Source organism: Pseudoalteromonas sp. P1-25 (genome assembly GCF_001401805.1).
Taxonomy (GTDB): domain Bacteria; phylum Pseudomonadota; class Gammaproteobacteria; order Enterobacterales; family Alteromonadaceae; genus Pseudoalteromonas.
This window is the reverse complement of record NZ_LKDW01000002.1, coordinates 296,990-317,717: the sequence shown is the minus strand read 5'-3', so window position 1 is coordinate 317,717 and position 20,728 is coordinate 296,990. Positions and strand designations below refer to the sequence as shown.

The following is a 20,728-nucleotide window of genomic DNA, read 5'->3' as shown; positions in this document are numbered from 1 at the left end:
CCCTAGGCATACTCCTAAGGGCTTTTAAATCTAGCGAGGCGCATCTACTGCGCGCGATATTACTCTTCGCTAGGTATTGCTTTTTCTACCACACTGATCGCAAGCTCAGTTAACGAGTCGCTATTCGCTTTGCTAGGTGCATCGGTTAATAAGCACGATGCTTGAGTGGTTTTAGGGAACGCAATAACGTCACGAATGTTATCAGTGCCACATAAAAGCATAACTAAACGGTCAAGACCAAAGGCTAAACCAGCATGTGGCGGTGTGCCGTATTTAAGGGCATCAAGTAAAAAGCCAAACTTGTCTTGTTGCTCTTGTGCTTCAATTCCTAAAATTCTAAATGCGGCCTCTTGCATATCTGCATTATGAATACGCACCGAACCACCACCTACTTCGTAGCCATTTAATACCATGTCGTAGGCATCTGAAATAGCCGCTGCTGGGTTTGCTTCAAGCTCTTCTGCGCTGATATCTTTAGGTGCAGTAAATGGATGATGCACAGCATGTAACGTGCCTTCGTCATCTTCTTCAAACATTGGGAAGTCAACAACCCAAAGTGGCGCCCAACTATCAAGATTAGTGATTTCTAAATCAACACCAATCTTCAAGCGAAGCGCGCCCATAGCTTCGTTTACAACGTTGCGTGTATCGGCACCAAATAAAATAATATCGCCTGTTTGTGCGTTAGTACGCTCAAGTAACTGGGTAATTACCTCTTCGTTTAAAAACTTAGCCACTGGAGATTGAACACCCTCAGCGCCGGCATCACGGTCGTTTACTTTCATCCACGCCATGCCTTTAGCGCCGTAAATGCCAATAAACTTAGTGTAATCGTCAAGCTGCTTACGCGAAAGTTTAGCGCCACCTGGTACTGTTAATACAGCAACACGGCCTTTTTCGTCGTTAGCTGGGCCTGAAAATACGTTAAACTCTACGTCTTTTACCAAATCTGCAACATCAACTAACTTCATTGGGTTACGTAAATCTGGCTTATCAGAACCGTATAGGCTCATTGCCTCAGAGTAAGGCATAATTGGAAAATCGCCTAAATCAACGTTTAATAATGATTGCCACATTTCACGGATCATTTTTTCGGTCATAGCACGTACTTGATCAGAGCTCATGAACGAGGTTTCTAAATCTATTTGGGTAAATTCAGGTTGGCGATCGGCACGTAAATCTTCATCACGAAAACATTTAACAATTTGGTAATAACGGTCAAAACCCGACATCATCAACAATTGCTTAAACAACTGTGGTGACTGTGGTAATGCATAAAAGCTACCTTTATGAACACGACTCGGTACTAAGTAATCGCGTGCACCTTCTGGTGTTGCTTTGGTAAGTACAGGTGTTTCAATGTCTAAAAAGCCATTGTCATCTAAAAAGCGACGAACAAAGCTGCTTGCTTTAGCGCGCAGTTTAATACGGTCGCTCATTTCAAGGCGACGTAAATCTAAGTAGCGGTATTTTAAGCGACGCTCTTCTGAATTGGTCTGGTTAAAATCAAGCGGAAGCGGCTCAGAGCGGTTAATAATAGTTAGCTCAGTACCTAAAATTTCTACTTCGCCTGTTGCCATGTCTTTATTAACTTGGCTTTCTGGGCGTGCACGAACAACCCCTTTTAACTGAACACAAAATTCTTGACGAAGTTTGTTAGCGGTATCCATTAACCCTTCAACCTCTGGATCGAATACAACTTGTACTAACCCTTCTCTATCGCGTAAATCGACAAAGATAAGTCCACCAAGGTCACGTCGTTTGTTGATCCAGCCACATAGTTCAACTTCTTGATCTACGTGAGTTTTATTTAGCTGTCCGCAATATATAGAGCGCATAGTTTTCCTGTCAGATAAAAGGCTTGAACGGTTAAATTTATTTGTTTTAAGGCGTGTGATTTAAAAAACAGGTCACCACAATACAAATAAAGCCGCTAGCAATCTAAAAATAATCGAATTAAGCCCTGCATTATACCCAAGTAGTATCAAGATGCTAGGGCGTGTTGAACTTCGGCGGTTGAATTTACAGCAAGCACGGTATGTATTTGTTACACTAGCGCCACAAAGTCATTAAGCCACCCTTTTTATGTTATATATTGGATGCCCTCAGTGGTCGAGCAGCGCCTGGAAAGGCAACTTATTTACCCGCCAATGTAAAAATGTCGATATGCTAAACCAATATGCCCAGCATTTTAACTCAGTTGAAGGCAACACCAGCTTTTACGCAGATCCAGCACCAAGCACCGTTTTACGCTGGGCACAAAGCGTACCCGACAATTTTAAGTTTACGTTTAAATTTCATCGCCGTTTTAGCCACGAGCTTGCGCTTAGTAATGTTCAAACAGAACTTAATGACTGGCTTGCGTTATTTGCCCCAATACTTGAAAAAACAGGACAAATAATGTTGCAATTACCCAAAGCGTTTGGTCCAAACGATTTACCTAAATTAACGCAATTTATTAGCTTGCTCCCCAAAGAGCTAAATTACGGCGTAGAAGTACGCCATACTGATTTTTTTAAAAAAGGTGAGGCCGAAATTGCCCTTAATCAGCTATTAATGGCAAATAATATAAACCGTATTTCTATGGATACCCGTGCGCTTTTTTCAGTAAAGCCCACCACCGAGGCGCTAATAGATGCGCAACAAAAAAAGCCCCACTTACCTGTACATGCAATAGCGACTGGCTCGCAGCCCATGGCCCGCTTTGTCATAGCCGATTTACAAAACGACTATAAATCTTTTTACAAGCCGTGGCTTGGTAAAGTAAAACAATGGCTTGATGAGGGCAAAAGCCCGTATGTGTTTTTTCATACTGCCGACAACCAAGAGTCTCCGTTACTTGCTAGGCAGTTTTGTAAAGACCTAGGGTATAATCACCCGGTATTAAACCCATTCAGTGGCGAAAAAGAAGCCCACCAGCCAACGCTTTTTTAAATAGAGAATAAAAATGAGTGAATACGCACGTTACTTTACCGGCTACCCAGCTAACATTGTTGAGCAAGTATTAAGCCTTATAAATAACAACAAGGTGTGTGACTACTTACTTAAAAAGTACCCACACGCGCACACCATCACCACCGATAAACTGCTTTACAGCTACGCTACAAATTTAAAAAAACAGTATTTAAAAAACGCCCCACCGTTTGGCCGTGCTGCATTTAAAAAACAAGGCGATATGGTCACCAACGCACTCGGTACTCACACCTACCGCATGCAAGGTAAAACCCGAAAGCACGATTTAGCGATTAACAGTGATTTGCTGCGTGCGCCTGAGCCTTTATTAAAAGCCTTAGTGGTGCACGAGCTCGCACATTTTAAAGAAAAAGATCACAACAAAAGCTTTTATAAACTGTGCTGCCACATGGAGCCGCAATACCATCAGTTAGAGTTAGATTTACGAATTTTTTGTGTGGTGGTAGCTATGGGAGAGAATCCTTATTGATCAGCGGTCAGCGGTCATCAGTCAGCGAAAATATAAATACAACCTAACTCGTAATCAAAATGCTCAATAATAAAAAACGCGATTTAAAATCGCGTTCTCTATCGTAACTTTTATACTGACCGCTGATAGCTTAAAACTGACAGCTCAAAAGCGTGTTGGGTTTCGCTTCGCTCAACCCAACCTACATTACAGCCCTAGTTCAGCCATAAAGTCGTCATCGGCATCATCTTGCTCTGCTTCTTTTGACTTAGCTTTCTCTTTTTGAGCCTTTTGTTTAGCTTCATTTTCAATAATATCATCAGGGTCTATGGCTTCTACAATGTCGAAGTCGTGTAGTTTAATAAACTCCGTTTTATCCATTGCCAGCTCTAGGTAAAAGATATTTTGGTTGCGTGTAGTAAAGGTTACGCGGCGTGCTTGAGGGCGATCCATTGTAGTATCTACCGATATTTGCACTTGCTTGTTGATTGCCATCATTTTTGGCTGGTTTTGTGTAATAGAGGTATGTAATTGCTCGCGCACTTTAGAGGTAAAGTCGCCTACAATTTGGTTCATCAGCTCGCCCATTACATTTGAAACGTCATCGGATAAATGACTGTGGGCAATTTCCTCTTCAGGCATGCCCATATTGCGCATGTAATCGCCGTAAATTTCCATTGCCGCTTGCGCAGTAAAGTTGGTTACAACAAGGCCTGTAAAGCCACCATCAAATAATACAAAACAGCCAATGTCTGGTCGCATACAGGTGCGTGTTATTTTTTGCACCATGGCGGAGTAGCTAATTTCGTTGCCACTGGCTGATGACAGGACCCCAGTCACTGAATGACATAGGGTTGCTAATATATCGTCTGTGCTAATTACCTTACTTTTGCTCATTTAACGTTCTCTTTTATACTTATTATTCATAATTCTAGCCAAGCTACTGAATTTATCACTGACTATCCAGCATAAAATGTTAAAATAGTGCCATTATTTTTAAAGAGACTGCCTTAGTGAGTATAAAAGACAGTATTTACGCCTCTGAGCAACAAGTAAAAGATTTTAGCTTTGACCAAAATGTGGTTGAGGTTTTTCCAGATATGATCCAGCGCTCTGTCCCTGGATACGCCACCATTGTAAGCACTATGGGTAAATTGGCCGGTGAATATGCGCAAAGTAATTCAAACCTTTACGATTTAGGCTGCTCGCTTGGTGCGGTTACCCTAAGCATGCGCCGTAATATTCGCACCGATAACTGCCACATTATTGCTGTAGATAACTCACAAGCTATGGTTGAGCGTTGTAAGGTTCATTTACAAGGCTTTAAGTCAGACGTGCCTGTTACAGTAACTTTAGGCGATATTAACGAGCTTGAGATTCAAAATGCGTCGGTAGTGGCCATGAATTTTACCTTGCAATTTATTCCGCCTTTACAGCGCCAAGCCGTGCTTGAAAAAATTTACGCTAACTTAAAACCCGGTGGCGTACTACTTCTTAGCGAAAAAATTAAAGCCGAAAACGAACAGTGCGATAATTTATTAATTGATTTGCACCACGACTTTAAACGCCACAATGGCTACTCAGAGCTTGAAATAAGCCAAAAACGTACAGCCATTGAAAACGTGATGCGCCCCGATACACTAAGCACGCACTTTAATCGTTTAAGCGACATTGGTTTTAGCCAAACGCAGGTGTGGTATCAATGTTTTAATTTTTGCTCAATGGTAGCAATTAAATAAAAAGAGTAATGTATGTCTCAATGGTTTAACCAATTTTACGCAGCAATTGCACAAAGCCCGCTTAGCCACTGGCTAGAAACCCTACCCGGTCAATTAAAACATTGGCAAAACGAGGCAAGCCATGGCGATTTACCAAAATGGCAAAAAGTACTTAAAAATTTGCCTGAAGTAAAAACAACCCACGTTGATATTGCTACTAAAGTAGAAATTGGCGCACCGGGGGAAATGAGCGAAGGCGAGCAAAAACAAGCTACGCATTTATTAAAACGCATGATGCCATGGCGAAAAGGTCCCTTTACTGTACACGGTATTGCAATAAACACAGAGTGGCGCAGCGATTGGAAATGGGACCGTCTGCTTCCTCACATTGAGCCATTAAAAGGCCGTACAGTGTTAGATATAGGCTGCGGCTCTGGCTATCACTTATGGCGCATGCGCGGTGAGGGGGCAAAGTTTGTTGTGGGTATTGACCCGTCTGATTTATTTTTGTGTCAGTTTCAGGCTATTAAACACTACAACCCAGATGAAAACGTGCATTTATTACCGCTAGGTGTAGAGGCCCTCCCTGAGCTTAAAGCCTTTGATACGGTGTTTTCGATGGGGGTGCTTTATCATCGTCGCTCGCCAATTGATTTTTTAGCGCAGTTAAAAGCGCAGCTTCGCCCAGGTGGCGAGTTAGTGCTTGAAACCTTAGTGATTGAAGGCGACGAAAACACCGTATTGGTACCTACTGACCGCTACGCAAAAATGCGCAATGTGTGGTTTATTCCAAGTACTGCTGCACTCAAACTGTGGATGGAGCGCGTTGGCTTTAAAGATGTGCAAATAAAAGATTGCGCAATTACCACGCTTGATGAGCAACGCAAGACCGACTGGATGGAAAACGAGTCGTTAGTTGATTTTTTAGACCCAAACGATACTAGCAAAACCATTGAAGGTTACCCTGCTCCACTTAGAGCTATTTTAACTGCAAAAGCATAGCTGTTAATTTAACGCCTTTAATTACTAAAAAAACGCCTACGGGCGTTTTTTTGTTTATTTAAACAACAGGCAGCGGACAAGTGTCCTTGTTAATTATTTCAAAACTATATTTGAGCTAGCCGCGCAGTTGCAATTGTTGTAAAATACGCGCGTTTCTAAGCTATCGAAAAGCAACCCCAAGCAATTATTTGAGGAAAACCTGTGAGCGAACAAAAACAGTCATTAAGCTATAAAGACGCGGGCGTAGATATCGACGCTGGTAATGCACTTGTTGAGCGTATTAAAGGCGTAGTTAAAAAAACGCGTCGTCCAGAAGTAATGGGCGGAATTGGTGGTTTTGGCGCTCTTTGCGAAATTCCAGAAGGTTACAAACAGCCAGTACTAGTAGCAGGTACTGACGGTGTAGGTACTAAACTACGTTTAGCTATCGACTTAAAAAAACACGACACTGTAGGTATTGATTTAGTTGCAATGTGTGTAAACGATTTAATAGTACAAGGCGCTGAACCCCTGTTTTTTCTAGATTACTATGCAACAGGTAAACTAGATGTAGACACAGCGGCCGATGTAGTAACCGGTATTGGTAAAGGCTGTGAGATTTCTGGCTGTGCCTTGATTGGCGGCGAAACAGCAGAGATGCCGGGGATGTACGATGGTGAAGACTACGACATGGCCGGCTTTTGTACCGGTGTGGTAGAAAAATCTAAAATTATTGATGGCACAAAGGTAGCAGCTGGCGATCAACTTATTGCGCTTGCCTCTAGCGGTCCGCACTCAAATGGCTTTTCTTTAATTCGTAAAGTACTTGAAGTATCAAACGCCGATACTAACCAAGTAATTGACGGTAAGACATTAGGTGAGCACTTATTAGAACCTACACGTATTTACGTTAAACCTTTACTGGAGTTATTTAAGCAAGTTGACGTGCATGCCCTTTCGCACATTACTGGTGGCGGCTTTTGGGAAAACATTCCGCGCGTATTACCCGATTCTGCAAAAGCAGTGGTTAAAGGTGATAGCTGGCAGTGGCCAACCGTTTTTAACTGGTTACAAGAAAACGGCAATATTACTACCCACGAAATGTACCGTACATTTAACTGTGGTGTAGGCATGGTATTAGTAGTACCAGCCGATGCGCTTGAGCAAAGCTTATCAATATTAAAAGATTTAGGCGAAAATGCATGGCACCTAGGTGAAATACATGACGCGTCGCCTGGTGAAGAGCAAGTTGAAATTGTAGGTGGTGCTAAGTAATGGCACCCATTCGCTTAGTGGTATTAATATCGGGTAGTGGTTCTAATTTACAAGCCATTATTGATGCCTGCGAGCGCGGCGAAATAAACGGGCACATAGCAGCTGTTATCAGCAACAAAGCAGACGCTTACGGCCTAGAGCGTGCAAAACAAGCAGGCATTGCTACAAAAGTGCTCAGTCATAAAGATTTTGACTCGCGCGAGGCCTATGATGCGCAATTAATGAATGTAATTGACTCTTTTATGCCAAATCTAGTTGTATTAGCTGGGTTTATGCGTATTCTTACTCCTAGCTTAGTGCAAAAATATGTTGGAAAAATGTTGAACATTCATCCATCTTTGTTGCCTAAGTATCAGGGGCTGAATACCCACCAAAGAGCAATTGATGCAAAAGACGATGTTCATGGCGTAAGTGTTCACTTTGTAACTGAAGAATTAGACGGCGGTCCGGTTATTCTTCAGGCGCAAATACCTGTACTCAAGGATGATACAGCAGAGACATTAGCTAAACGCGTGCACGAACAAGAGCATATAATCTATCCTTTGGTGGTCAAATGGTTCAGTGAACACAGACTTACGATGGAAGCAGATTATGCAGTTCTTGACGAAAAACAACTTCCTGCACACGGCGCGCACTACCCACAATAAAAAAATAAGTGCCCTGCTGTTATGTGTGGGCGCTTTACTTCCTACTAGCCTAATTGCAGGCGAACTAACAGAATATCAAGCCAGCTACGATATTTTACGTAAAGGTAAAAATCATGGCGAGGCTGTACGCGAACTTAAAAAAGTTGGTGAGCAAACATATCAACTTACTTATCACAGCAATATTGAGTGGATGATTTTCTCTGACAAGCGAGAAGAAACCTCTGTATTTACTTTTTTAGATAACAAAGTCACGCCACATCATTACAACATGGTACGTACCGGCACCGGCCCAGATAAAGATTATAAAATAGACTTCGATACACAAAATAAAGTGGTCACCAGCAGCACCAGCGAATACCCGCTAAAATGCGAATGGACTGACGAATTTCAAGATGCTATTTCGTACCAAGTACAAGTACGCGAAGGTTTAAAAAAAGGCGAAACATATTTTTCGTTTCCGCTTATTGATAAAAAAGGCAATCGCCGCGACTACAACTTTGAAGTGGTTGGCAAAGAAATGATTTCGCTGCCAATTGGCAACGTAGAAGCTATAAAAGTAAAGCGTTTATACGATAACGATAAACGCCAAGCCCTTGCTTGGTTTGCGCCAGAAATGGACTACATGCTAGTACGTATGTGGAAAGGCGAAAAAGGCATGGAGCAGTTTGAAGTACAAATGAATTCATTTACGGTTACCCAACCTGTTTCTACTCCAGCCACTGGTAGCAGTGAAGTTAGGTCAGAAGCGCCGTAAACACGGTGATAGCAAACATAAAAAACGCGATTTTATAATCGCGTTTTTTTGTTTAATTAGAGGCTGTTTAATTAAATTAGCTCACCCATTTTAAATAACGCAAATTCACCCGGCTGCATTTTTTGCCAGCGCTCGTCGTTAGTGAGTGGCCTTGTAGCGATTACGGTTACTACATCATTTGGGGTTGTCTCTTTTTGAAAGTCTACCACCATATCAGCATCAATTAATGTCGCTTTACCAAATGGCGCACGGCGCGTTATGTAATGTAAGTTATTTGTGCAGTAAGCTAAAACAAATACACCATCGGTCAACAGCATATTAAATACACCCTTTTCACGTAGCGTATTTGAAAGCTTTGCCGCGTATCTAAAAACAGCGGCCATATTAGAGGGGCGTTTTGGGTACTTTTCGCGAATTTTGTCAAGCAACCAACAAAATGCCAGCTCGCTGTCGGTGTTACCCACAGGGCGATAATACTCTGGCTTTAAATCATGATAGTTAGATAACTGGCCATTATGTGCATAGGTGATCTCCCTCCCCCAAAGCTCACGGGTAAACGGATGGGTATTTTCAAGGCACACTCGGCCACGGTTTCCTTGGCGAATATGGCTAATTACCGACACACTTTTAATGGGGTAGGCTTTTACCAGTTTGGCAATTTCTGATTGATAACTTGGTTCAGGATCTTTAAAGGTTCTACACCCTTTGCCCTCGTAAAATGTAATACCCCAACCATCTTTATGCGGGCCAGTATTACCACCACGCTCTAATAGGCCTGAAAAACTAAAACAAATATCCGTAGGTACGTTGGCTGACATGCCAAGTAATTCACACATTAATAAACTAACCCTTAAAAAATACGTATAAATAGCGCTTTAATTTACTGTGCACTACAACAAACATACTTACTTAAAAAAACTTTTTTGGCTAGCTGATTTACTGATTTTTAGCGCTTAAATAAGCGTTGTGATTGAATTAAACACAGCAGTGGTGCATGCTTGTACCTAATAAAGGTAATTATGATAAGCAAAATAGCAAGTTTGTCGTTAATTTAACACTGTAATGTACTTGAAACTTACGCTCACTAGCGCTACTCTAACTGAGGTGGTCTGACCTCTATTAAGGAATAAGCAATGACACTCATATTTACACTCGGTTTAATCGCACTGCTCAGCATCGCGGTTTACCACAGAGCGAGTTGGAACACAGCACTTGGTGTTTCTGCCGCAACTTTATTAATTGGTACCTTTGCGGGTGCTTTTGGTTTAATTAGCTGGTTGATCTTTTTGATCATCGCGGTACCTCTTTCTGTTACTGGCATTCGTCAGCAATATATAATCAAGCCGATTTTTACTACCTTTAAAAAAGTAACGCCAAGCATGTCTGATACTGAAAAGTCAGCAATCGATGCAGGTACTACGTGGTGGGAAGCTGATTTATTTTGTGGTAACCCAGATTGGAAAAAGCTACACCAATACCCAGTACCTAAACTCACTATTGAAGAGCAAGCCTTTATTGATGGCACTGTCGAAGTAGTTTGTAGCATGCTAGATGATTGGGAAGCAACACACGAGCTTACCGATTTACCGCAAGATGTATGGCAATATCTAAAAGATAATAAATTCTTTGCCATGATCATCAAAAAAGAATACGGCGGTTTAGAGTTTTCTGCATTTGCACAATCATGTGTTCTGCAAAAACTAACCAGTAAGTCTACCCTGCTTTCTTCAATTGTAGGTGTACCAAACTCATTAGGTCCGGGTGAATTACTACAGCACTACGGTACTGAAGATCAAAAAAATCATTATTTGCCACGCTTAGCGCAAGGCCAAGAGATCCCATGTTTTGCATTAACCTCTCCAGAAGCAGGCTCTGACGCAAGCTCAATTCCAGACTACGGTGTAGTGTGTAAAGGGCAATGGAACGGCGAAGAAGTGGTAGGTATTAGCCTTACCTGGAACAAGCGTTACATTACCCTTGCCCCTGTGGCCACTGTACTTGGTCTTGCCTTTAAACTGCAAGATCCAGATGGTTTACTAAGCGACAACAAAGAGCCAGGCATTACCTGTGCACTTATTCCAACTAACACACCAGGTGTTGAGATTGGTCGTCGCCACTTCCCGCTTAACGTACCATTTCAAAATGGCCCGACCCGCGGTAAAGACATATTTGTTCCTCTTGATTACATTATTGGTGGCCCAGAAATGGCTGGCCAGGGCTGGCGCATGCTGGTTGAATGTTTATCGGTGGGCCGTGCAATTACGTTGCCGTCAAACTCTGCCGGCGGCATTAAAACAATCGCAACAGCAACAGGTGCATACAGCCGTATTCGTCGTCAGTTCCGCTTACCAATTGGTAAAATGGAAGGTGTTGAAGAATCGCTGGCTAAACTTGCAGGTTACGCTTACAGCTCTGATGCAGCAGTTAGCATGTCGACTGGTGCGGTAGATTTAGGTGAAAAGCCATCTGTTGTATCAGCTATTATTAAATACCACCTTACTGAACAAATGCGCGAGTCGACCATTCATGCAATGGATGTACTTGGCGGTAAAGGGATTATGCTTGGGCCAAATAACTATTTAGGTCGTGGCTATCAAGGTGCCCCTATTGCTATTACAGTAGAAGGTGCCAACATCTTGACCCGTAATATGATTATTTATGGTCAAGGTGCAATTCGTTGTCATCCATTTGTACTTACAGAGCTTGGTGCCTGTGAAATTGAAGACCGCGAAGAAGCGCTTAACGTATTTGATAAAGCGCTAATGGGCCACATTGGCTTTACTATGTCGAACCTTGTACGTACTAAGTGGCTTGCCCTTACCGGTGCACGTTTTACCAGCGTACCTTACAAAGACGACACCGCAGAGTTTTACCGTATAGCATCACGCTTTAGTGCATCACTTGCCCTAATGTCTGACATTAGCATGGCAGTATTTGGTGGCTCGCTTAAACGTAAAGAACGTATTTCGGCACGTTTAGGTGACTTACTAAGCTACTTATACTTAGTATCTGCAACGCTTAAACGTTACAACGATGAAGGCCGTAAGCAAGAAGATTTAGCCCTAGTAAAATGGAGCTGTCAGGATCATCTTTACCACTGCCAACGTGCTCTAGCTGATTTGATTAATAACATGCCGTCTGCTCCATTACGTGGCGTATTAAAAGTATTGTTATTCCCGTTTGGTCGCCCGGTTCGTAAACCTACCGACAAGCTTGAACATAAACTAGCACAGATTCTACAAGTACCAAGCGAAACGCGTAACCGTTTAGCAAGTTATGTTTACTTAAAAGATGAGCCACTAAATCTAGTTGGCCGTCAAGAGCAAACACTTAAAGATGTACTCGCTGTAGAGCCGTTATTTGAAAGAGTATGTAAAGAAAAAGGCGTTAAACTGCCATTCTTCCAACTTGATAAAGTAGCGCAAATGGGCCTTGAAGCTGGCATATTAAGCCAAGCAGAAGCTGATAAATTAGCTGCTGTAGAAAAAGCCCGTTTAGATGTAATTAACGTAGATGACTTTGACCCCGCTGATTTATTAGCAGGCAAAGCCGCACGTAAAAGTGAAGACAGCAAAGCAGATGCAGCTTAACCGTTAGGTTAACGCCGCCAACAGTCCGCCTGTTGTGATCACCCAAACCAGCGCGTAATGCGCTGGTTTTTTTTGTGCGATAACTTGTTGCAATAAGCACCAAATAATACCTATTAACACCAATACGCTATTTGTCAGATTGAATAAGATCATATACCCAATAAGTGCGGGCAATAACATAACTAAACTTGGGATAAATTGGCTAGCATAAAAGGCTGTTTGCTTGTTCTGCATTTTAAAAAACACACTGTATTGTTGATGTATATGACTACAATCAAAGTGCAATGAGCTACTAAACAACACCAAATAGGCAAGTGAAACAATACTGAAAATAGTAACTAAATCAGCTCGCTGTTGTAGCAACACCTGCGATACAACAAAGACGCACAGCAATAGAGCCCCTCGCCAAACTAAAGTCCAACTATTTTGCATAAAAAACATAAGCCAAAAGCCGGTAAGTGAGCTTAGCTCTAATTTAGCCGTAAAATTAAAAGGTACCATTAAGCTACTTAAGGCAAATAACAACACAAACCCACACTGATAAATCAGTGGACTTACATCAAACGGTAACATTAACCACATTGCGGATAACAAAAATCCATAAACAAGTGCTATTGGTTTGTATAAACATAGAATGCCTAGCGTAAATTGTAATAGTAAAAACACCAAAAAATGCGGCACTTGAAGCCACTGGTTTATGCTTAGATCGATTGCGATAACAAGGCTTGCAATCAACCAGCCATTACTTAACAGCAAAAGCTTTATATCTATTAAGACTAGCCAATATCGCTTTACCAACGTCTGTTGAAACGCTCGCTGGGGGGAGTTCTTTATTGCAGACTTCATTGCGCTTAACATGACACTTTGTAGCAACAAATACAGCCAGGCCATTTGCGCACCATATTGAGGTGCATCACTACTATCAATAATTTTTCCAAGCCCTAAAAGTAGTAGTAATACTAAACCTAATACTGATGAGCCTAACACCACTAAAAATAACAACCCAAAGCTTTTCAGTTGTAAAAATAATTGTGTAAGCTCGGCCTTGTATGCCCCAATACGATAATCCATAAAAAAGCGGTATTGGCCAATTGAGTGTTTTAAATTTGCAATCATAAAGGCATACACTCAAAGCCATGTTTTACAAAAGCAGCTGGCTCGTGACAGGTAATAATTATTTGACCCTGTGGCTTATGTACTAAATATTCATCAAGTAAAGTTAATAAATACGCAATACTCGCTTGATCAAGCGCTGCACTGGGTTCATCTAACAGTAAATACGGTGCATCGCGCATAAGCGCTAAAATTAACTGACATTTCTTTTGATTACCTGATGATAGAGCGTCAAAGCGTGTATTTAGAAATTCATTAAAATGAAATCCATCAACTATAGCTGTTGGCCAACGACAGCCAAATGTATTTGAGGATAAGTTAATTACTTGCTTTGCTGTTAAGAAGTCAGGTAAAGCAATACAATCTGAGGCTATAGCAACTTGCTTATGTGGTTCGGTTAATGTGTTTCCAGAAAACAAAAGCTCACCACTTTCGTAAGTTTCAAGCCCGGCTAGCATCATTAATAGCGTGGTTTTCCCTTGGCCATTAGGTGCTTCGATGCATAATTTAGGTGCTAAAAATTCTCTATTATAATTTTCATACAAAATACTATGACCAAACTGCTTATGTAATCCTTTAATTTGTATCATTGTTCACTCTATTTTTCAGACCCTTGTAGCAACATATCAAAAAGCACTATTCATTGTGATGTAACACTATACTTCTACACTCCCAAAGCGATATGTTGGGTCAAGTTGACGTGTTTTGCAATCCGCACCAATGAAAAAGCCGCCTTAATAAATTAAAGCGGCTTAGTTGACGAAAAGTTTATTTACTTATATTCGCTCTGCTAAGTTTTAACTTTGCGTCTAGGTACTAAACGCTGCCAGGCTAAAACAATACCAGTGTAAACCAGTAAACAGCACAAAAGTGAAGCAATACCAGCAATTGTTTGCCCAATGACACCAAAATATTCACCTGTATGTAAAAACCGCGCGGTGCCCCATGCTTGATCGCCAGGCGACCAATCCGATTTTCTTAAAGTTCTTATCTGATCTCCAGTTTGAGTATCTAAGTACAATGAATATGCTAGCTCCTGTCGATGACCAATACTGGTATCGATATAAAACCTAGCTACATGCTTTTTATTGCCCAGCTCTATCCAGATTGAATACCAATCAGCTGCACCATTATTATGTGCATGCGCTTTAGCCTGTTGCAGTAACACTTCATAAGGCTGAGTATCGGCCGATAAATCTGATACTGGCGGATGCCTCTCTCTTACTGGTACATCTTGAGAAAATGCGCCATACAACGCTTTATTGGCCCAATCAAAGTGAAACAAGGTTGCTGTCAACGACAAAACCAACAAGATAGGCAAACACCAAAAGCCAAACACAAAATGCCATTGCCGATCTCGTTGTTGAGTATGTTTATATTTTTTTGCGAGCAATAAACGGCCTTTCAGTGCCGATCGATTAAATCGTTTCGGGATCCAAAGATAGGCTCCTGATAGCAATAAGAAAATAAACAATAAATTGGCATAACCATTGATATTTTTTCCCACAGTTTGGGCTGGACCATGCAACAATAAATACCGATGCAGGTCTGTAACAACATGGAAAAAGTCTGCTGCAACCCCTTCACCCTCACGTAACACAGCACCAGAGTATGGATGTAATAAGTAACTATGTTTACCAGCCCATGCTGGAATAGCGGCCCCTCCCCTATTTACCCAACGAATGTAAATATGTGGCTCATCTGGGTGCATTTTTTGCAAAATAGCCACAACCTCATCGGTTGATAAGGTGTGTTGTTGGTCAACCTTATCCACCGTAAAGCGCATTTCACTGAGCTCTACGATTTGTCGTTCATAAGTTAAAATAGCCCCCGTAAAAGCCATTATAAAAATAAATAAGCCCGCTAAAACACCAATAACTAAGTGGGTCCAAAAGACCCACTTTTTAAATAATTTTAAGAACATAATATTAAAACTATGTCTTAAAATTGATATGAGACAGATAAGCGAATATCACGTCCAGCTTCATAAGGGCCAACAACGGTAGGGAAAACTTCACTATAGTCACCTACGCTTGAATGATCGATATAAAGCGAGTCAAATAAATTCGTAATTGCCACATTTAATAACAGCTCACTAGTAACATGCCACTGAGAATAAATATCAACGGTGGTGTAACTTGGCTTATTTAATGTGTAAATTGAATCAGTCCAGCCTAAATCAACCGCTTGATGTAATGTATCTAAATCCAGCGACTCAACGTTAGTTACACTTAAACCAACCTTTGCATCGGTATTAATTGTATAATCAACGCCAGCTACCCAAGTATTGCCTCGGCTATTACCTAAGCCAACAAATTCGTAACCATTAATATCAATTGCATCATAGTTTACAGAATATATGCCATCACGTGGTTCAAGTTCAGTATCAGTAGCAGAAAAGCCCAAGAAGAAATCAAATGCCTGTACTCGATAAGCTAGGTCAAACTCAACCCCTTTGGTATTAAGCGTACCAATATTATTGTATACCGAGTTACCTTCATACCCTTCAAAAATTACATCATCTAAGGCTGAATTATAAATACTGGCTTTAGCTGATAAGTTTTCACTTGAGTAAGAGATTGAAGCTTCAATATTTGTTACCGTCTCAGGAACCAGGCTTTCAGATACAACCGGCGCATCCGAGCCATCATATAAATACCCGTCAAGGGTGAAACCATCACCTATTTGTTTTCCTCTTGCAGCTTCTGCATAGCCTAAGCCGAACGTCCACGCTTCATTTATATCGTAGGCTAAGCCCACATTGAAGCTCACTTCACTGTCATCTAAACTTGATGCACTTTCTGTGATAGGCGTGCCATAGTATTCATCTAATAAAATGTGTTGTTGGAATTTGTAGCTGTCGTAGCGTACCCCGTAGCTCAGTAATAACTGGGGTGTAATATCGCTATAACCTTGAGCATATACACCTAAAACACTGCCTTGCTCAGCATTCTCTTTTGCTCCAGAGGCAGGGCCACTGCTGACTTCATCATCACGATAATCAACACCATAGATAAATTTATGTTCATCAATAATGCTGGTATTTCTAATATCAAAGCCATAGGTATCAATATCGGCAAGCCATGCAAAACGTCCACCTTCAAAAGATGATTCTGTTTTATATGCACTCAGTTCTAAATGTAATAACTGGCTATGTGAGAAGGTATAATTTGCAACATAAGTATCGCGTTGGGCTTCACTTGGGTATAACGCTCCGCCTTCTTGTACAGCCCAGTTAGGGCGAGCCGAAAACTCACCCTCTTCATCACGCTGCTCTACACTAAGCGAGAGGTAGTGGTTATTATCAAGCTCTCCGCTGGCTTTAATAAATAACATATCTTGATCTGCTGCAGTGCCATAAATGGTATCTCCATCGCCATCTTCCATGTTATTGCGCTCAACAGTGCTAAAGTAGCCTAAAACACCCCAGGTATCACTTAGCTTGCCATAGGCACTACCACTAAAACGAGTACCATCGTTTGAAAAGTAACTGGCTTTAACACGTCCGCCAAACTGTTCGTCTTCTTGTAATAAATCCTGTGCGTTTTTTGTTTTAAATCGAATTGAGCCACCTATTGCACCTGGACCGCTGGTTGCTTCGCCAGCACCGGCCTGCACATCAATCTGTTGTAATAAATCAGGGTCAATTGTTACACGGCCAATATGGTGAAATAGTGTTGACGTTTGCTGGGCGCCATCCATTGTAATGTTTAGCAAGGAATCCTCAACACCACGAATGTATATTTTTTGTGCTACCCCAACTGAGCCGCCCACGCTTACAGAAGGAGAGTAGCGGAAGATATCTGCTAAGTCATTAGCTTGATATTGCTCAATTTCTTCGGCTGAAACAGTGAGGTTAGTGGCAGAGCCCACAACCGTAATTTGTTCAACAGACGTTTTTGTTGTTTCGTTTTGTTGTTCAGCAACTGCAGATAAGCTAAATACACCAGCAATAGCGCTGGCTAGGGCTAACTTTTTCAAGGTAAGTATCCTTTTTTGTAAATAAAAAGAATTATCATTACCTTTAATGACTGTGTATAGCAATTTTACATTTGTTACATTTTAAACATAAAAAAATGCGCCTCTGCCAGTCTATTTTTTGGGTACCCATAGTGTCATGCTCAAGCCCCCTGTTGCGTTGTTATTTGCCACCACCTCTGCTGCAATCGCATGTAATTGACGTTGAGCTAAAGCTAGCCCTAAACCAAAGCTATCACTGTTACACGAACGAGAAGAGTCAACACGAAAGAAGGGTCTAAAAATAGTATTTAAATAATGCTCAGGAACCCCAGGACCTTGATCGGTAATAGTAATCCGGTATTTATTGCCACTATCGTGACAACTAATATCAACTTGTTTATTTTTTGGGGTATAGCGCAGTGCATTTCTTAATATATTTTCAATGGCTTGGCCAAGCGCCCTATGATTACTATTTTCAATAAGCGCTTGACTGGGTAACTGGGCTATTATTCTCTTATCGGGGTATTCAAAACGCGCATCTTCAATTAATATTTCAAGCAAGTCTACAATATCAAGCGACTCTACTCGTAACTGAGGTGATTCGTTGTCGAGCCAAGATAAAGTTAAGGTATCTTCAACCAGCTTACGAATATGTAACGACTCTTTATGAATGCGCTCTAATTTCGCTTGATTTGCGTGAGAAAATTCGTGCTGTTTGGCTAATAAGTTGTCTGTAGCAATATCTAGGCGTGTCAGTGGTGTACGCAGTTCGTGGGATAAATCGGTTAACAGCACTCTTTGATGCATAATTTGCTCGCTGATCCGCTCAGCCATTAAATCAAAAGTAGCTGCCAACTGGGTTAACTCATCTTTGCGAGAGCCAAACTGTTTTCTTACCCTCACACTATAGTCTCCCGAACTAAATGCGCGAGTGGCACTGTCCATTTCCCTAATGGGGTGCATAATATGGCGATATAACACAATGGATAAACACACTAAAATCAACATAGGTAAAAAAACCTGTAATGATAGGCGTGTAGCATTCCACAATGAACCAGGGCGCATACGCTCAGGCAGCTGCACTACTAAACTTGCTTCGTTATGAGTAAACGGTAATTGCATCACTGGGGCGTGATCAAAATACAGGTGAATTTTCCAATCAATACTACGACCCAAGTTATAACCGGTATATTCATAACGATGGTTTCGATTGCCAGCCAACTCAACTACATCTGCTCGGGCAATCACAGCCCAAATATTCTCTTGTTGTTGTAAGTTACTAACCCACTGTTCAAGCGCTTCAATATCGCCTTGGTGTAAAATATCTTCTGCTTGCTTTTGCCATTTAAGTAATTGCGCACGACTTGAGTCTGAGAGCATGCTCATATCGTTTTCAAAGTGAGTGACCGCAACATTGATTAAATAAAACATGGCCACCACACCGGTGCCAATAATTAAACATAGCTTCCAAAATAAACGACGGGTCATTTAATGCAATACCCCTTGCCGTGTACCGTTTGCAAACGCGTTCCGTCCCAGCCCGCATTATTAAGCTTTTTTCGTATTCGGCTCATATGCATATCTAGGCTACGATCATATTGACTAAAACGTTTATTCAATACCACTTGATATAAAAAAGGCTTTAGCAATATCTGCCCCTGATTTTTAATCAAAATATGTAATAAACCAAATTCAATAGGCGTAAAGGAAACTACTGCGCCATGTAAGCTCACCTGTTGATGTAAACTATCAACTTCGAGTCCTTCAATATTGGTAACATAAGGTGCTTTACCGTCTTGTTTAAAGGCGCGCCTTAACACAGAGTCGACTCGTAAAAGCAGCTCTTGGCTGTTAAATGGTTTGGCAAGATAATCATCAGCCCCTGCAGATAACCCCTTAATTCGCTCTTCTTCCGCATGTTTTGCCGAGACAATAATTACCGGGGTGTTATTACAACTGCGCAAGATATTTAACATCGTTAAACCATCTTTTCCCGGTAACATCACATCTAATAAGATCAGGTTAAAGCTTTGAGTTACCGCAAGGTGCAACGCATCATCACCGTCAAAACACGACGTTACAGCATAACCTTGAGCGGTTAGTAACTCACTCATTTGCTCATTGAGCAAGTTATCATCTTCAACGACTAAAATTTTAAATTCGAGGGTTGTGTGCTGAAAAGCGAAAGAGTTTGGCATATCAAACCAAGTTAGTTATCGAATGCAAAGAAATTAAAACAAATAGTAATACAAATCAATATCAAATATGTTAAATTAACTATTGTTCGTTATCTAATAAATTCAATAGTTGTATAAAAAATAAGCGTGACAGATAGCTTAAACACTAACGTTTTAAGGCTAAAAAACTTGAACAGGTAATTTCTAGTGATAATTATTTAAATAAGGTTTTTATAAGCTTGCTATTGAGGAAATAACAAGTGGCGGAGTGGACGGGACTCGAACCCGCGACCCCCGGCGTGACAGGCCGGTATTCTAACCAACTGAACTACCACTCCGCAGTGGCATGTGCATGGGGTAATGCACTTGCTAATTTTGTTACGATATCAAATGGCGGAGTGGACGGGACTCGAACCCGCGACCCCCGGCGTGACAGGCCGGTATTCTAACCAACTGAACTACCACTCCGCAGAGATATCATATTACTTGTCATTACTAAATTTGTTGGCGGAGTGGACGGGACTCGAACCCGCGACCCCCGGCGTGACAGGCCGGTATTCTAACCAACTGAACTACCACTCCAGCATACAAATTTTGTAATATAACAGTGTTTAAATAGTGGCGGAGTGGACGGGACTCGAACCCGCGACCCCCGGCGTGACAGGCCGGTATTCTAACCAACTGAACTACCACTCCAGCGCATATTTAAACTGCTATTTTTTCTTATTGGCGGAGTGGACGGGACTCGAACCCGCGACCCCCGGCGTGACAGGCCGGTATTCTAACCAACTGAACTACCACTCCATAATAAGAATATGTTTTACAACCATATGTTGTGTAAGTGTTGGCGGAGTGGACGGGACTCGAACCCGCGACCCCCGGCGTGACAGGCCGGTATTCTAACCAACTGAACTACCACTCCAGCGTCTACTTACAAATTGTCGAAAATTGGCGGAGTGGACGGGACTCGAACCCGCGACCCCCGGCGTGACAGGCCGGTATTCTAACCAACTGAACTACCACTCCGCATTTTCGTTTCTGCTTAGGTCTCCCTTTGCAGCGGCGTGAATAATACGAATCAGCCCCTACTTC

At 41.7% G+C, this 20,728-nt stretch carries 17 protein-coding genes and 7 tRNA genes; 8 read left to right on the top strand and 16 right to left on the bottom strand.

Translation table 11 applies throughout. The annotated features are described in order from the left end of the window. Nucleotides 1–59: 59 nt before the first annotated feature. A complete protein-coding gene (aspS, locus tag AN393_RS03030; RefSeq protein WP_055017267.1) occupies nt 60–1,838 on the bottom strand; it encodes an aspartate--tRNA ligase in 1,779 nt (592 codons plus the stop codon). Nucleotides 1,839–2,085: 247 nt separating this feature from the next. On the opposite strand from aspS, the gene AN393_RS03025 reads away from it, so the two are divergent. Both AN393_RS03025 and AN393_RS03020 read left to right on the top strand, forming a co-directional pair. Continuing rightward, entirely contained in the window at nt 2,086–2,934 is an 849-nt protein-coding gene (locus AN393_RS03025) for a DUF72 domain-containing protein (protein ID WP_055013883.1), read from the top strand. Nucleotides 2,935–2,947: 13 nt separating this feature from the next. After that, the gene (locus AN393_RS03020) at nt 2,948–3,442 is read left to right on the top strand and encodes a M48 family metallopeptidase (RefSeq protein WP_055017266.1); all 495 of its coding nucleotides are present in this window, start codon (nt 2,948–2,950) and stop codon (nt 3,440–3,442) included. Nucleotides 3,443–3,628: 186 nt separating this feature from the next. Here the strand turns inward: AN393_RS03020 and AN393_RS03015 are convergent, their stop codons facing one another. Next, nucleotides 3,629–4,318, bottom strand: coding sequence for a DUF3334 family protein (locus tag AN393_RS03015; RefSeq protein WP_055013885.1), 690 nt, complete (start codon nt 4,316–4,318; stop codon nt 3,629–3,631). A 116-nt stretch (nt 4,319–4,434) separates the two neighbouring features. On the opposite strand from AN393_RS03015, the gene cmoA reads away from it, so the two are divergent. From cmoA to AN393_RS02990, 5 genes are all read left to right on the top strand, one after another. Continuing rightward, on the top strand, nt 4,435–5,160 hold the full coding sequence (gene cmoA, locus AN393_RS03010) for a carboxy-S-adenosyl-L-methionine synthase CmoA (protein WP_004588942.1): 726 nt from the start codon (nt 4,435–4,437) through the stop codon (nt 5,158–5,160). A gap of 12 nt (nt 5,161–5,172) precedes the next feature. Continuing rightward, nucleotides 5,173–6,141, top strand: a complete 969-nt coding sequence (gene cmoB / locus AN393_RS03005; protein WP_055017265.1) for a tRNA 5-methoxyuridine(34)/uridine 5-oxyacetic acid(34) synthase CmoB — start codon at nt 5,173–5,175, stop codon at nt 6,139–6,141. A 201-nt stretch (nt 6,142–6,342) separates the two neighbouring features. Further along, complete coding sequence (gene purM / locus AN393_RS03000) at nt 6,343–7,395, top strand: phosphoribosylformylglycinamidine cyclo-ligase (RefSeq protein WP_055017264.1); 1,053 nt, start codon at nt 6,343–6,345, stop codon at nt 7,393–7,395. Next, nucleotides 7,395–8,042, top strand: coding sequence for a phosphoribosylglycinamide formyltransferase (gene purN, locus AN393_RS02995; RefSeq protein ID WP_004588939.1), 648 nt, complete (start codon nt 7,395–7,397; stop codon nt 8,040–8,042). The genes purM and purN overlap by 1 nt, the downstream gene beginning before the upstream one ends. A gap of 16 nt (nt 8,043–8,058) precedes the next feature. Then, entirely contained in the window at nt 8,059–8,796 is a 738-nt protein-coding gene (locus tag AN393_RS02990; protein WP_055017291.1) for a DUF3108 domain-containing protein, read from the top strand. Between the two features lie 71 nt (nt 8,797–8,867). Here AN393_RS02990 and AN393_RS02985 read toward each other — a convergent pair whose 3' ends face one another. Then, nucleotides 8,868–9,632: a class II glutamine amidotransferase gene (locus AN393_RS02985; RefSeq protein ID WP_055017263.1), complete on the bottom strand. Its 765-nt coding sequence runs from the start codon at nt 9,630–9,632 to the stop codon at nt 8,868–8,870. A gap of 297 nt (nt 9,633–9,929) precedes the next feature. On the opposite strand from AN393_RS02985, the gene fadE reads away from it, so the two are divergent. Next, entirely contained in the window at nt 9,930–12,386 is a 2,457-nt protein-coding gene (gene fadE, locus AN393_RS02980) for an acyl-CoA dehydrogenase FadE (protein ID WP_055017262.1), read from the top strand. A 3-nt stretch (nt 12,387–12,389) separates the two neighbouring features. Here fadE and AN393_RS02975 read toward each other — a convergent pair whose 3' ends face one another. The 13 genes from AN393_RS02975 to AN393_RS02915 form a co-directional block, all read right to left on the bottom strand. Continuing rightward, nucleotides 12,390–13,502, bottom strand: a complete 1,113-nt coding sequence (locus AN393_RS02975) for a DUF6136 family protein (protein ID WP_055013891.1) — start codon at nt 13,500–13,502, stop codon at nt 12,390–12,392. Then, the gene (locus AN393_RS02970; RefSeq protein ID WP_055013892.1) at nt 13,499–14,089 is read right to left on the bottom strand and encodes an ATP-binding cassette domain-containing protein; all 591 of its coding nucleotides are present in this window, start codon (nt 14,087–14,089) and stop codon (nt 13,499–13,501) included. Before AN393_RS02970 ends, AN393_RS02975 begins: the two co-directional genes overlap by 4 nt. A gap of 200 nt (nt 14,090–14,289) precedes the next feature. Beyond that, nucleotides 14,290–15,423: a PepSY domain-containing protein gene (locus AN393_RS02965; protein WP_055017261.1), complete on the bottom strand. Its 1,134-nt coding sequence runs from the start codon at nt 15,421–15,423 to the stop codon at nt 14,290–14,292. Between the two features lie 17 nt (nt 15,424–15,440). Continuing rightward, nucleotides 15,441–17,480, bottom strand: a complete 2,040-nt coding sequence (locus AN393_RS02960) for a TonB-dependent receptor domain-containing protein (protein WP_055017260.1) — start codon at nt 17,478–17,480, stop codon at nt 15,441–15,443. Between the two features lie 111 nt (nt 17,481–17,591). Beyond that, nucleotides 17,592–18,947: a histidine kinase sensor domain-containing protein gene (locus AN393_RS02955; RefSeq protein ID WP_055013895.1), complete on the bottom strand. Its 1,356-nt coding sequence runs from the start codon at nt 18,945–18,947 to the stop codon at nt 17,592–17,594. Beyond that, nucleotides 18,944–19,657 carry a response regulator transcription factor gene (locus AN393_RS02950; protein WP_055017259.1) on the bottom strand — a complete coding sequence of 238 codons (714 nt, stop codon included), beginning with the start codon at nt 19,655–19,657 and terminating at the stop codon, nt 18,944–18,946. The genes AN393_RS02955 and AN393_RS02950 overlap by 4 nt, the downstream gene beginning before the upstream one ends. A gap of 240 nt (nt 19,658–19,897) precedes the next feature. Next, nucleotides 19,898–19,974: transfer RNA gene (locus AN393_RS02945), tRNA-Asp, on the bottom strand. A gap of 53 nt (nt 19,975–20,027) precedes the next feature. Next, nucleotides 20,028–20,104, bottom strand: a tRNA-Asp gene (locus AN393_RS02940). 37 nt (nt 20,105–20,141) lie between these two features. Continuing rightward, a tRNA-Asp gene (locus AN393_RS02935) sits at nt 20,142–20,218 on the bottom strand. Nucleotides 20,219–20,255: 37 nt separating this feature from the next. Continuing rightward, a tRNA-Asp gene (locus AN393_RS02930) sits at nt 20,256–20,332 on the bottom strand. Between the two features lie 31 nt (nt 20,333–20,363). Further along, a tRNA-Asp gene (locus AN393_RS02925) sits at nt 20,364–20,440 on the bottom strand. Nucleotides 20,441–20,481: 41 nt separating this feature from the next. Continuing rightward, nucleotides 20,482–20,558 (bottom strand) — tRNA-Asp (locus AN393_RS02920). 27 nt (nt 20,559–20,585) lie between these two features. Continuing rightward, a tRNA-Asp gene (locus AN393_RS02915) sits at nt 20,586–20,662 on the bottom strand. Nucleotides 20,663–20,728: the final 66 nt, after the last annotated feature.

What these genes read in the sequence shown, in the direction of transcription:
- aspS (WP_055017267.1), bottom strand. Translation starts at nt 1,838, where the DNA reads ATGCGCTCTATATATTGCGGACAGCTAAATAAAACTCACGTAGATCAA.
- AN393_RS03025 (WP_055013883.1), top strand. Translation starts at nt 2,086, where the DNA reads ATGTTATATATTGGATGCCCTCAGTGGTCGAGCAGCGCCTGGAAAGGC.
- AN393_RS03020 (WP_055017266.1), top strand. Translation starts at nt 2,948, where the DNA reads ATGAGTGAATACGCACGTTACTTTACCGGCTACCCAGCTAACATTGTT.
- AN393_RS03015 (WP_055013885.1), bottom strand. Translation starts at nt 4,318, where the DNA reads ATGAGCAAAAGTAAGGTAATTAGCACAGACGATATATTAGCAACCCTA.
- cmoB (WP_055017265.1), top strand. Translation starts at nt 5,173, where the DNA reads ATGTCTCAATGGTTTAACCAATTTTACGCAGCAATTGCACAAAGCCCG.
- purN (WP_004588939.1), top strand. Translation starts at nt 7,395, where the DNA reads ATGGCACCCATTCGCTTAGTGGTATTAATATCGGGTAGTGGTTCTAAT.
- AN393_RS02985 (WP_055017263.1), bottom strand. Translation starts at nt 9,632, where the DNA reads ATGTGTGAATTACTTGGCATGTCAGCCAACGTACCTACGGATATTTGT.
- fadE (WP_055017262.1), top strand. Translation starts at nt 9,930, where the DNA reads ATGACACTCATATTTACACTCGGTTTAATCGCACTGCTCAGCATCGCG.
- AN393_RS02975 (WP_055013891.1), bottom strand. Translation starts at nt 13,502, where the DNA reads ATGATTGCAAATTTAAAACACTCAATTGGCCAATACCGCTTTTTTATG.
- AN393_RS02970 (WP_055013892.1), bottom strand. Translation starts at nt 14,089, where the DNA reads ATGATACAAATTAAAGGATTACATAAGCAGTTTGGTCATAGTATTTTG.
- AN393_RS02965 (WP_055017261.1), bottom strand. Translation starts at nt 15,423, where the DNA reads ATGTTCTTAAAATTATTTAAAAAGTGGGTCTTTTGGACCCACTTAGTT.
- AN393_RS02955 (WP_055013895.1), bottom strand. Translation starts at nt 18,947, where the DNA reads ATGACCCGTCGTTTATTTTGGAAGCTATGTTTAATTATTGGCACCGGT.
- AN393_RS02950 (WP_055017259.1), bottom strand. Translation starts at nt 19,657, where the DNA reads ATGCCAAACTCTTTCGCTTTTCAGCACACAACCCTCGAATTTAAAATT.